11 protein-coding genes are annotated in these 11,379 nt (G+C 69.3%); 6 read left to right on the forward strand and 5 right to left on the reverse strand.

Translation table 11 applies throughout. The annotated features are described in order from the left end of the window. Positions 1-19 precede the first annotated feature (19 nt). The 4 genes from G6N37_RS03950 to G6N37_RS03965 all read right to left on the reverse strand — a co-directional run bounded on the left by G6N37_RS03950 (position 20) and on the right by G6N37_RS03965 (position 4,059). Positions 20-1,633, reverse strand: coding sequence for an MFS transporter (locus G6N37_RS03950; RefSeq protein ID WP_232075265.1), 1,614 nt, complete (start codon positions 1,631-1,633; stop codon positions 20-22). 137 nt (positions 1,634-1,770) lie between these two features. Continuing rightward, the gene (gene ypfJ / locus G6N37_RS03955; protein ID WP_163676199.1) at positions 1,771-2,649 is read right to left on the reverse strand and encodes a KPN_02809 family neutral zinc metallopeptidase; all 879 of its coding nucleotides are present in this window, start codon (positions 2,647-2,649) and stop codon (positions 1,771-1,773) included. 9 nt (positions 2,650-2,658) lie between these two features. After that, the gene (locus G6N37_RS03960) at positions 2,659-3,162 is read right to left on the reverse strand and encodes an SRPBCC family protein (protein ID WP_163676202.1); all 504 of its coding nucleotides are present in this window, start codon (positions 3,160-3,162) and stop codon (positions 2,659-2,661) included. A 9-nt stretch (positions 3,163-3,171) separates the two neighbouring features. Further along, positions 3,172-4,059 carry an oxidoreductase gene (locus G6N37_RS03965; RefSeq protein WP_179961897.1) on the reverse strand — a complete coding sequence of 296 codons (888 nt, stop codon included), beginning with the start codon at positions 4,057-4,059 and terminating at the stop codon, positions 3,172-3,174. Positions 4,060-4,115: 56 nt separating this feature from the next. Here G6N37_RS03965 and aspS point away from each other — a divergent pair, with 56 nt between their 5' ends. Genes aspS through G6N37_RS03980 form a run of 3 tightly spaced genes read left to right on the forward strand, consistent with a single transcriptional unit; the run spans position 4,116 to position 7,409 of the window. Then, positions 4,116-5,897 (forward strand): aspartate--tRNA ligase, encoded by a 1,782-nt coding sequence (gene aspS, locus G6N37_RS03970; RefSeq protein ID WP_163676204.1) that lies wholly within the window; start codon positions 4,116-4,118, stop codon positions 5,895-5,897. After that, complete coding sequence (locus tag G6N37_RS03975) at positions 5,894-6,337, forward strand: nitroreductase family deazaflavin-dependent oxidoreductase (RefSeq protein ID WP_163676207.1); 444 nt, start codon at positions 5,894-5,896, stop codon at positions 6,335-6,337. The genes aspS and G6N37_RS03975 overlap by 4 nt, the downstream gene beginning before the upstream one ends. A gap of 4 nt (positions 6,338-6,341) precedes the next feature. Then, on the forward strand, positions 6,342-7,409 hold the full coding sequence (locus G6N37_RS03980; RefSeq protein ID WP_232075266.1) for an FUSC family protein: 1,068 nt from the start codon (positions 6,342-6,344) through the stop codon (positions 7,407-7,409). A gap of 9 nt (positions 7,410-7,418) precedes the next feature. Here the strand turns inward: G6N37_RS03980 and G6N37_RS03985 are convergent, their stop codons facing one another. Then, complete coding sequence (locus G6N37_RS03985; RefSeq protein WP_163676210.1) at positions 7,419-7,808, reverse strand: MmcQ/YjbR family DNA-binding protein; 390 nt, start codon at positions 7,806-7,808, stop codon at positions 7,419-7,421. 89 nt (positions 7,809-7,897) lie between these two features. Between G6N37_RS03985 and G6N37_RS03990 the strand changes: the two genes are divergently transcribed. From G6N37_RS03990 to G6N37_RS04000, 3 genes are all read left to right on the forward strand, one after another. Next, positions 7,898-8,839, forward strand: a complete 942-nt coding sequence (locus G6N37_RS03990) for a transglutaminase family protein (protein WP_174813789.1) — start codon at positions 7,898-7,900, stop codon at positions 8,837-8,839. Further along, positions 8,832-9,887: a zinc-binding metallopeptidase family protein gene (locus G6N37_RS03995; protein ID WP_163676215.1), complete on the forward strand. Its 1,056-nt coding sequence runs from the start codon at positions 8,832-8,834 to the stop codon at positions 9,885-9,887. Before G6N37_RS03990 ends, G6N37_RS03995 begins: the two co-directional genes overlap by 8 nt. 126 nt (positions 9,888-10,013) lie before the next feature. After that, positions 10,014-11,375 carry an HNH endonuclease signature motif containing protein gene (locus G6N37_RS04000; RefSeq protein ID WP_163676217.1) on the forward strand — a complete coding sequence of 454 codons (1,362 nt, stop codon included), beginning with the start codon at positions 10,014-10,016 and terminating at the stop codon, positions 11,373-11,375. Positions 11,376-11,379: the final 4 nt, after the last annotated feature.

The raw sequence follows: 11,379 nt of genomic DNA on the forward strand, positions 1-11,379 counted from the left end.
ACCACGCCGCCTTCGCGGTTCAGTGGTGCACCCGCAACGCGAGGTAGTACTCGTGCCGCCGCGTGCTGTCGAGGGTGTAGCCCACCGCCTTCGTCACGCCGTCGTGGTCGGACTCCAGCCAGCGTTCGGTGTGCTGGCGTTCGAATTCGGTCCACGACGGCACGGTGAACCTCTCCAGGACGGTGTCGGGGTGTTCCAGGCTGTGGTACAGGCCCCAGCTATGGCCTCCCGTGCGCAACCGCGAGCGCCGCACCGCGCTCATCGCGGCGACGAACTCTTCGAGGTTCGCGGTCGCCACTCGATAGCGCACGGTCACCAGTACCGGCCCGTCGTTGGGGCAGGGTTCGAACATGACCATCGGCGTCGGCCAGGCCCGCGAGATGTCGCGGCTCAGCTTCCCGGTTTCCGGCCGCAACCCGAGCGGGACGACGCTGAGGGCGGCGGCGCCCAGCAACACCGCCGACAGCGTCAACGCCACGCCGAGCCCCTCGCGCGTGGCGATGACGCCCCAGAGATACGAGCCGACCGCCTGAGATCCGGTGAAGACCAGCAGGTACATCGCCAGCCCGCGGGCGCGGACCCAGCGCGGCAGGTGCAGCTGCGCGGCGGCGTTCAACGTGGTCAGCGTGATCAGCCAGGTCATCCCCGACAACACCAGGAAGGGCGCCGCCGCGGCGAACGGCAGCCAGACCGCCGCGAGCGCGGCAACGCCGTACCCGGCCGCGCAGCCGGCCAGCAGCGTGTTGGGCGGCACCTTCTGGCGCAGCGTCCCGGGAACCGCCACGGCGAGCAGGGCGCCCACGCCGATGGCGCCCAGCGCCACACCGTAGCCACCCGCTCCCAGGTGCCAGGTGTCGGCGGCGGTGACCGGTAAGAGCGCCAACAGGGCCGAGGCGGGGAAGACGAAAAGGGCTGCGCGCAAAAGTATCCTGCGAAAGATCGGACCGTTGACCGCGTAGGCCAGTCCGGTGAGGATGGCCTGGCCCAGGTGTTCCCGTTCGATGGGCGCGATCTGTTTGGGCGGGCGCCACGCGGCCAAGGCGACGATGATGCCGACGAACGAGATCGCGTTGATCGCGAAGACCGCTGCGGGGCCGGTCCACGCCAGGACGACGCCGCCGATGGCGGGGCCCACCACCCGGGCGACGTTCACCGAGACGCTGGCCAATGTGGCGGCGGCCGTTATCTGCTCGCGCGGGACGACCTCGGGTTGAATCGCCTGCCAGGCGGGGGCGGTCAGCGCGGAGGCGACGCCGATGGCCAAGGTGAACAGCAGCAGCGCCGTGGGGGTGAGGTGTCCGAAGTAGGTCAGCCCCGCCAACGCCAGCGCCACCAACACCGCATAGGACTGCAGGAACATCAGCAACCGGCGCTGATTGAACACGTCGGCGAGCGCGCCGGCGAACAGTGCCAACAGCAGCGTCGGCCCCAGGCTCGCCGTCTGGACCAGTGCCACGATGGTGGCGCTGCTGTGACCCTCGACCAGGAACCATTGCGCCGCCACGCTTTGCATCCAGGTGCCGACGTTGGAGACGAACTGCGCGATGAACAGCGCACGAAAAACGCGATTGCGCAACGGCGCCCAGGCCGACACCGCCGCGGCGTCGGTGCGCTCGTGTGTCATATCCGACATGCGGGCAGCGCCTTTCGCGTCGTGCGGCGGGGTAGAAGTCTAGGACACCCACGACGCGCTCGCGACCGAGCGGCACCACCCCGGGCCCCGGGGACTGGCCACCACGATGAGGGCCGGGCTGGAGCCGCTCGAGCCCGCTAGCCCAGGCTGGGGGCGTCGAAGGTGTCGCACTGCTTCGGGTCGCCGGTCTGGTAGCCGACGGTGAACCAGTGCTGCCGTTGCTCCGAGGAGCCGTGGGTCCACGACTCCGGGTTGACCCGCCCGGTCGCTTCCTTCTGAATGCGGTCATCGCCCACCGACGCCGCCGCCGACAGGGCGTCCTGAATGTCCTGGTCGCTCAAGGGCTGTAGGTAGGGCACGCCGGTGCTCTCCTGCTTGACGGTCGACGCGTAGTGCGCCCAGATGCCCGCGTAGCAGTCCGCCTGCAACTCCGTGCGCACGCCGTTGCCGCCGGCGCCCTTCGCGCCCTGCTGGGAGCGGCCCAGGACGCCCTGCAACTGCTGCACGTGGTGGCCGTATTCGTGGGCGACCACGTACTCCTGGGCGAACGGCCCACCGCTGGAACCGAACTTGTCGACCAGCTCCTGGAAGAAATCGGTGTCGAAGTACGCGGTCTGGTCCACCGGGCAGTAGAACGGCCCCACCGCGGTGGTGGCCGGTCCGCAGCCGGTGTCGACCGACCCGGTGAACAGCCGCACGTGCGGCCGGGTGTACTTCGGCATCAGCTGGTGCCAGACCGCGTCCACGGAGTTGCCCGTGGCGACCACGCGGCACTGCACGTACTTGTTCGCGTCGGCGCCGGTCTTGCACTGGCTCAGGTCGAACCCGGGCGCCGAGTAGCCCCCGGTGTTCGTCTGCGACTGGTCCAGCACGCGGCCCGGGTCGACACCCAACAGCAACGCGCCGATCAGGATGAGCAGCCCGAGGCCGCCGCCCCCGAGCGCCATCCCCATCCCGCCCCCGCCCGACGAGGACGCGGTGCTGGTGTCGATCTGCATACCCTCGTTGAAGGCCATGGCACGCTCCTAATGTTGCTGGGTCGCGGAGTAGCGGTCGTCGGTGTAGCTGCGCAGGTTGCGCAGGAAGCGGCGCAGCCCCAGATTCAGCAGCGGCCCCACCAGATACATCGCCAGCCGGGCGGGGCCCGCGGGCTTCTGCGCCATCGTCCACGTCAGCCGGCAACCGCCCGGAATGACCTCGACCCGGTAGTCTTCGGCGAAGGCGGCGACGGCCTGCGTCGAGCATTCGTTGAACCGAAAAGCCATGTGGCTGAACGGCTCCCAGGCCAGAAACTCCTCGTTGCCCACCATGCCGCCGCGCATCTCGACGACGCGGGTGGTGCCCACGCCGCGCGGCTCGGGGCTGGTCCAGGTGACCTTGGTGATCACGCTCGCCCAGCGCGGCCACGCCTGGGCGTCGGCGAGCACCTCGAACAGCTGCTCGGGCGTGATCGCGAGGTCGACGCTGTTGCGGAACACGAAAGGCGCGTTGTCGATGAAGCTCACGTCCACGCGCTCGCAGGGGAACATGGCTCGAATCTATCCTGGCCCGTCGCTGGCCGCGGCCAGTAACGGCACCACGACGTCGCTGATCGGCGTCGCCAGGTTGTGGGCGCGGGCCTTGCGGACGATCACCCCGTTGCGGATGTCCCATTCCATCCGCCTGCGGTTCTCCCGGTCGGCCAGGATCGACGTCCCCATGTCCTCGGGAGCACGGCGGAACAGCTCGCCCAACTCGTCGACGATGCCGTCGGGCAGCCGGGCGCCCTCGGCCCGCGCCACCGCCAGGCATTCGGCGACGTAGCGGCGCGACAGTTCGGCGACGTCGTCACGGCGGTACATCCCGGATCGCCGGCCGGCCAGCGCCATGAACCCGGCCAGCGCATTGGTGAGCAGCTTGCGCCACGCCGCGGTGATGAAGTCGGGATCACAGTCCACCCGGCACCCGGCGCCGCGCAGCAGCTCGGCGACCGCCTGCGCCGAAGGCCCGCTGGGCAGCACCAGTGCGGCCTCGGTGCGCAGCCGGACCCAGCCCTCGGGCCGGGCCTCGGCGGAGTACCAGACGATCCCGGGGACCACGGGCGACGACGGGCAATGCGGCTGCACCTGCTCGACCTGCTCCACGCCGTTCTGCAGCACGACGACGATCGTGTGCACGTCACACAGGCGGGCCAGCCATCCGGCGGCGGCGTCGTTCTGGGTGGCCTTGACCGCCAGCACCACGACGTCGACGGGTCCGGTGACCTCGCTGGGATCGGTGTGCATCGGGCCGGGAACCACGATCGGATCGGCGCCGTCGGGCCGCAATTCGATGCTGTCTCGGGGCGTGTGGCCGCACAACAGCACCGAATGCCCGGCCTTGTGCAGCAGCGCGGCGACCGTCGTGCCGACGGCGCCGGGGCCGACTAGTGCGATGGTGGTGGCGATAGGACCGAAAGTACCTGCTCTAGACTGGTCACTCGTCCAAAGCCTGCTGAAAGGGAGTGTTTGTGCTGCGCAGCCACGCCGCCGGTTCGCTGAGAAGTAGCGACGCCGGGCAGCAGGTGACGCTGGCGGGCTGGGTGGCTCGCCGCCGCGACCACGGCGGCGTCATCTTCATCGACCTGCGCGACGCCTCCGGCATCGCGCAGGTGGTGTTCCGCAACGCTGACGTCCTGGCCCAGGCGCACCGGCTGCGCGCCGAGTTCTGCGTCGCGGTCACCGGTGTGGTGGAGATCCGCCCGGAGGGCAACGCCAACCCGGAGATCGCCACCGGCGACATCGAGGTCAACGTCGCGTCGCTGACCGTGCTCGGCGAGAGCGCGCCGCTGCCGTTCCAGCTCGACGAGCCCGCCGGCGAGGAGCTGCGGCTGAAGTACCGCTACCTGGACCTGCGCCGCGACGGCCCGGCCGCGGCAATGCGCCTGCGCTCCAAGGTGAATGCCGCGGCGCGCTCGGTGCTGGCCCGGCACGACTTCGTCGAGGTCGAGACGCCGACGATCACCCGCTCCACACCGGAAGGCGCCCGCGACTTTCTGGTGCCCTCACGGTTGCATCCCGGATCGTTCTACGCGCTGCCCCAGAGCCCGCAGCTGTTCAAGCAGCTGCTGATGGTGGCCGGGATGGAGCGCTACTACCAGATCGCCCGCTGCTATCGCGACGAGGACTTCCGCGCCGACCGCCAGCCCGAGTTCACCCAGCTCGACATGGAGATGAGCTTCGTCGACGCCGAGGACATCATCGCCATCTCCGAGGAGATCCTGACCGCCTTGTGGGCGCTGATCGGATACCAGGTCCCGACGCCCATCCCGCGGATCACCTACGCCGACGCGATGCGCAGGTTTGGCTCGGACAAGCCGGACATGCGGTTCTCACTCGAGCTCGTCGAGTGCACAGAGTTCTTCAAAGACACCACCTTTCGCGTGTTCCAGGCGCCCTACGTGGGCGCGGTCGTGATGCCCGGCGGGGCGTCGCAGCCGCGGCGCACGCTGGACGGCTGGCAGGAGTGGGCCAAACAGCGCGGGCACCGCGGGCTGGCCTACGTGCTGGTCGGTGACGACGGCACACTGAGCGGTCCGGTGGCCAAGAACCTCAGCGACGCGGAACGGGACGGGCTGGCCACCCATGTCGGGGCGAAGCCGGGGGACTGCATCTTCTTCTCGGCCGGCCCGCCGAGGTCGTCGCGGGCCCTGCTGGGGGCCGCGCGGAACGAGATCGCCGACCGGCTGGGCCTGATCGATCCGGAGGCGTGGGCGTTCGTCTGGGTGGTGGACCCGCCGCTGTTCGAGCCCGCCGACGAGGCGACCGCCGCCGGTGACGTGGCCGTCGGCTCCGGGGCATGGACCGCGGTGCATCACGCGTTCACCTCGCCCAAGCCGGAGTACGAGGGTGTGGTCGACACCGACCCCGGCGCCGTGCTCGCCGACGCCTACGACATCGTCTGCAACGGCAACGAGATCGGCGGCGGCTCGATCCGTATCCACCGCCGCGACATCCAGGAGCGCGTGTTCGCCGTCATGGGCCTGGACAAAGCCGAGGCCGAGGAAAAGTTCGGATTCCTGTTGGAGGCGTTCACCTTTGGCGCACCGCCCCACGGCGGAATCGCCTTCGGCTGGGACCGGATCAACGCGCTGCTGTCCCGGGTGGACTCGATCCGCGAGGTGATCGCGTTCCCCAAGACCGGCGGCGGCGTCGACCCGCTCACCGACGCGCCCGCGCCGATCACCGCTCAGCAGCGCAAGGAGTCCGGAATAGACGCCAAGCCGGAGGAAGTTGACCGGGCATGACCCAAATGCCTGACACCGAGACCATCAACGCGTTCAACAAGAGCATCATCGACGAGTTCCACGCCAACGGCGGCAAGGTGGGCGGCCAGTTCGAGAACGCCGACCTGCTGTTGCTCACCACCACCGGCGCCAAGTCCGGCCAGCCCCGAGTCTCGCCGCTGGCCTACTTCCGCATCGACGGCAAGCTCATCATCATCGGCTCGTTCGCCGGCGCACCGGTCAGTCCGGCGTGGGTGCACAATCTGCGGGCCAACCCGGCGGCCCGGGTCGAGATCGGCACCCCGCAGGGAGTGCAAGAGTTCGCCGTGACGGCGCACGAGTTGCCGTCCGACGAGCGCGACGCGCTCTTCGACAAGATCACCGCCGCCGCACCCGGGTTCGCCGAATACCAGTCGAAGACCAGCCGGGTCATCCCGTTGTTCGAATTGCAGCGCACCTAGGCCCGTGGCGACATCGCGGCTGACGCTGGCTCCCGCGGTTTTCGCCGCGTCCCGCGCCGGACTCAGACGCCTGCGCGGGACCTGGTTCAACCTCGTGCAGACCTCGGTGGCCGCGGGCGTGTCGTGGTACCTCGCGCACGACGTGCTGCACCACCCGCAGCCGTTCTTCGCGCCGATCGCCGCCGCGGTGTCCCTGTCGATCAGCAACGTGTTACGCGCGCAGCGCGCCATTCAGATGATGATCGGCGTGACCCTGGGCATCGGGATGGGCACCCTGGTTCAGGGTGTGCTCGGGCCCGGCGCGGTATCCATCGGCGTCGCCGCGCTGATCGCCCTGTGCGCCGCGGTGTTCATCGGGCACGGCCTGATCGGGCAGGGCATGATGTTCGCCAACCAGACCGTCGTGTCGGCGATCCTGGTGTTGGCGCTCTTCCACAGCGGCGTCGGTTGGGAACGCATCAACGACGCCCTCATCGGGGGCGGGGTGGCCATCGTGTTCGCGGTATTGCTCTTCCCGGCCGACCCGTTGCAGGTGCTGCGCAGCGCGCGGGTCGGCGTGCTGGGCGTCCTGCACGGCGTCCTGACGGGCACCGCGGACGTCGCCGCCGGACGGCGTGTGCCCGCGCAAGACTGGCAGCTGGCGATGGCCGACCGCGTGCACCAGCAACTGGGCGGGCTCATCGAGGCCCGCACCACCGCCCGCCAGGTGGTGCGCGTCGCGCCCCGGCGCTGGAGAGTGCGTGAGGTCGTCCGCGCCGCGGATCACCAGGCCATCCACGTGGTCCAGCTGGCCGGCTCGGTGCTGCAACTGGCCCGCGTCGTCGTCCCCGCGGCGGACGGCTGCCTCGACCGGTTGCCCACGCCCGTGCCCGCCGTCCTGGTCGAGCTCGCGGCGGCGACGGCCCTGGCCGACTCGGACCCCGCCGGGGCCACCGCATATACCGCGGCGGCGCGCCGCGGCGCCTCAGAACTGCAGGCCGACGCCCGCGACCGGACCGAGGTGGTGCTGGCCGGCGCCGTCGCGGCCTGCGTCGACGACCTGCAGCGAGTGATCGACCTCCGGCATGCGTGAGGCGGTGGTTCAGCGGGAGTCGGCCAGGAATTCCTGGACCAACTTCTTCGGGGCCTGCGTCAGCCAAGCCTCGGTGACCAGGTCCTCGAGGTCGCGGACCGAGATCTTGGCCAGCTGGACCAGCACCACCGGGTAGTCGTCGAAATGCGGTGTCGTGAAGTACACGCCCGGCTCGTCGGCGATCAACCCGAACTTGACCCCCTCGTCCGAGACCCGCACGCCCAGGATGTCGCCCCCGGGCGGTTCCAAGCCCTCGCGGGTGAGCGCCTCGCGTTCCGACGGGCGCAACGGCCGCTCCCAGGCCAGCAACTTCTTGCCGACCCGCCAGTCATGCGGCGACGGCTCCGAGGTGAGTGCCAGCTCACGGACGATGCGGGCGACGTCGTACCACGTGGCCACATCTCGATTGTGCTCCCGGTTTGGCGCGCGTGCCGCCGTATCGGCAAACGGTTTCGCGCCGCGGACGGCGCGGGAAGGCCCGGTGTGATGTGATCAGCCTTGTGTCTGAAGCCGACGCCGGGGCCGCCCGCCGCCATCGGGTGACCCACCGCACCGAGTATCGGTACTCCGACGTCGTGACCAGCTCCTACGGCCGCGGCTTTCTCACGCCGCGCGACTTGCTGCGCCAGCGCTGCGTGGAGCACCGGCTGACCATCGAACCGGCCCCGGCCGACGTTTCCACCAGCGGCGACGTCTACGGCAACATCAGCTCGTACTTCCACGTCACCGAGCCGCACCACACCCTGACCGTCACCAGCGACTCGATCGTGGACGTGTATCCGCCGGCCCCCGGGCTCTTTACCGCCGGGCCGGCGGTGCAGCCGTGGGAGGCCGCCCGTCCGACGGGAGGCGGGGGAGCGCTCGCCGCCGAATTCACCCTGGACCTGAATCCCCCCGAGATCACCGACGAGGTCCGCGAGTATGCGGCGCCCAGTTTCGCCCCGCAACGCCCGCTGGTCGATGTGCTGCGTGACCTCGCGTCGCGGATCTTCACCGACTTCACCTACCGATCGGGCTCGACGACGATTTCCACCGGGGTAAATGAGGTTCTGGCGGCCCGGGAAGGGGTATGTCAGGACTTTGCACGGCTGGCAATCGCCTGCCTGCGCGCCAACGGTTTGGCGGCCAGCTACGTGTCCGGCTACCTGGCCACCGACCCGCCACCGGGGAAGGATCGAATGATCGGTATAGACGCCACCCACGCTTGGGCGGCGGTGTGGACACCGCAGCAGCCAGGCCAATTCGAGTGGCTGGGTTTGGATCCCACGAACGACCAACTGGTCGACGAGCGCTACATCATCGTGGGACGCGGCCGCGACTACGCGGACGTGCCGCCGCTGCGGGGCATCATCTACACGAACTCGGAACACAGCGTGATCGACGTCGCCGTCGACGTGGTGCCCTTCGAGGGGGACGCGCTCCATGCGTGACTTCAACTGCCCCAACTGCGGCCAGCGCCTGACGTTCGAGAACTCCACCTGCCTGAACTGTGGCAGCGCGCTCGGGTTTTCGCTCGACCAGATGGCCCTGTTGGTGATCGTCGAGGGCAACGCCGGCGAGCACGCCGGGTTCGTGGACGCTTCCGAGTATCAGCTGTGCGCCAATCTGCGACTGGCCGAATGCAATTGGCTGGTGCCGGTCAACAATCCCCGGCTGCTGTGCGCGTCCTGCGCGCTGACCACCGTGCGGCCCAACGACGCCGACTCCGCCGGCCTGGCCGAGTTCGCCCGGGCCGAGGCGGCCAAGCGGCGGCTGATCGCCGAGCTGCACGAGCTCAAGCTGCCGATCATCGGGCGCGACGAAGACCCCGAGCAGGGATTGGCCTTCCACCTGCTGTCCAGCGCGCAGGAGAAGGTGCTGACGGGCCACGACAACGGGGTCATCACGCTGGACCTGGCCGAGGGCGACGACGTGCACCGCGAGCAGTTGCGGGTGGAGATGGAGGAACCGTACCGCACCCTGCTCGGGCACTTCCGGCACGAGATCGGGCACTACTACTTCTACCGGCTGATCGCCCCGTCCAGCGATTACCTCGCGCGCTTCAACGAGCTGTTCGGCGACCCCGACGCCGACTACCAGGAGGCGCTCGATCGGCATTACAGCGAGGGGCCGCCCGAGGACTGGCAGGAAGACTTCGTGTCTTCGTATGCCACCATGCATCCCGCCGAGGACTGGGCCGAGACGTTCGCGCACTACCTGCACATCCGCGACACCCTGGACACCTCGGCGTGGTGCGGCTTCGTCTCGGCGTCGGCGACCTTCGACCGTCCTGCGTTGGGCCCCAGCGCTTTTCAGACGATCATCGACACGTGGCTGCCGCTGTCGTGGTCGCTGAACATGGTGAACCGGTCGATGGGCCACGACGACCTGTACCCGTTCGTGCTGCCCGTCGCGGTGCTGGAGAAGATGAAATTCATCCACACCGTCATCGACGAGGTGACGTCGGAATCGCGGGGGCCCGTCACCGTCGCGAGCTAGTCGGCGATCGCGATCGCGGCACAGCCGGGCGAAGCGGGCCGAATCTTTTGTATTCCCTTGTTTCACTTGGGTTTCACTAGTCACAACGCGGTCAGTTTTGTCGGTGGGTGTTTCTAGAGTTTGGGTATGGGCGCGAGTAGTCGTGAGGAGATCGTGGAGGTCTTCGACGCGTTCGATGATGACGTGGACCGGTTGTGCGGGTTGTCTTTTGACGTGCTGACCACCCCGGAGCGGTTGCGCGCCCTGGAGCGCCTGGAATGCGTGGCCCGTAAGCTGCGCACCCCGCAGCACGCGTTGATCAACCAGCTGAGCGCGCAGGCCAGCCCCGAGGAGTTGGGCGGCGCGCTGCGGGTGGGGCTGGCCGACCGGTTGCGCATCACCAAAGCCGAGGCCGCCCGGCGCATCGAGGAAGCCCAGGATCTCGGGGAGCGTCGGGCGTTGACCGGGGCACCGTTGGCCCCACAGCTCAGCGCGACCGCGGCCGGGCAACGCGCCGGGCTCATCGGTGACGGGCACGTCAAGGTGATCCGCAACTTTTTGGCCCAGCTGCCCGCCGAGGTCGACGCGTGCACCCGGCAGGCCGCCGAGGCCGACCTGGCCGGCAAGGCCGCCGGATACCGACCCGACGAATTGGCCAAATACGCCCAGCGGGTGATGGATTGGCTGCACCCCGACGGGGAATTCAGCGACGCCGAGCGGGCCCGCAAGCGCGCCATCACGCTGGGCGCGCAGGAGTTCGACGGCATGTCCCGCATCAGTGGCCTGGTGACCCCGGAATTGCGGGCCGCCATCGAGGCCATGCTGGCCAAGCTCGCCGCGCCGGGGGCGTGCAACCCCGACGACCAGACACCGGTGGTCGATGCGACACCGGATGAGGACGCGGTCCGGCGCGACACCCGCAGCCAGGCTCAGCGCAACCACGACGCCTTCCTGGCCGGACTGCGCGGCCTGCTGGCCTCCGGGGAACTGGGCTCGCACAACGGGCTGCCCGTGTCGATCGTGGTCACCACCACCTTGACCGATCTCGAAGCGGCCGCCGGCAAGGCGTTGACCGCCGGCGGCACGCTGGTGCCCATGTCGGATGTGATCCGCTGGGCCGGCCACGCCCACCACTACCTGGCCATCTTCGACAAGGGCCGGTCGCTGGCGCTGTGGCACACCAAACGACTGGCCTCCCCCGCACAACGAATCATGCTCTACGCCAAGGATCGCGGCTGCACCAAGCCGGGCTGCGATGCGCCGGCCTACCACAGCCAGGTCCACCACATCCAAGGCTGGACAACCACCCGGCGCACCGACATCGACGACCTCACCCTGGCCTGCGGCCCCGACAACCGCCTCGCCGACAAAGGCTGGACCACCCGCACCAACGCCCGCGGCGAAACCGAATGGCTCCCCCCAGCCCACCTCGACCGCGGCCAACCCCGGACCAACAGCTTCCACCACCCCGAAAGATTCCTCCGCAACGAAGACGACGAACCCGATTGACGCA

The organism is Mycobacterium seoulense, assembly GCF_010731595.1.
GTDB lineage: Bacteria > Actinomycetota > Actinomycetes > Mycobacteriales > Mycobacteriaceae > Mycobacterium > Mycobacterium seoulense.

What these genes read in the sequence shown, in the direction of transcription:
- G6N37_RS03950 (WP_232075265.1), bottom strand. Translation starts at nt 1,633, where the DNA reads ATGTCGGATATGACACACGAGCGCACCGACGCCGCGGCGGTGTCGGCC.
- ypfJ (WP_163676199.1), bottom strand. Translation starts at nt 2,649, where the DNA reads ATGGCCTTCAACGAGGGTATGCAGATCGACACCAGCACCGCGTCCTCG.
- G6N37_RS03960 (WP_163676202.1), bottom strand. Translation starts at nt 3,162, where the DNA reads ATGTTCCCCTGCGAGCGCGTGGACGTGAGCTTCATCGACAACGCGCCT.
- G6N37_RS03975 (WP_163676207.1), top strand. Translation starts at nt 5,894, where the DNA reads ATGACCCAAATGCCTGACACCGAGACCATCAACGCGTTCAACAAGAGC.
- G6N37_RS03995 (WP_163676215.1), top strand. Translation starts at nt 8,832, where the DNA reads ATGCGTGACTTCAACTGCCCCAACTGCGGCCAGCGCCTGACGTTCGAG.
- G6N37_RS04000 (WP_163676217.1), top strand. Translation starts at nt 10,014, where the DNA reads ATGGGCGCGAGTAGTCGTGAGGAGATCGTGGAGGTCTTCGACGCGTTC.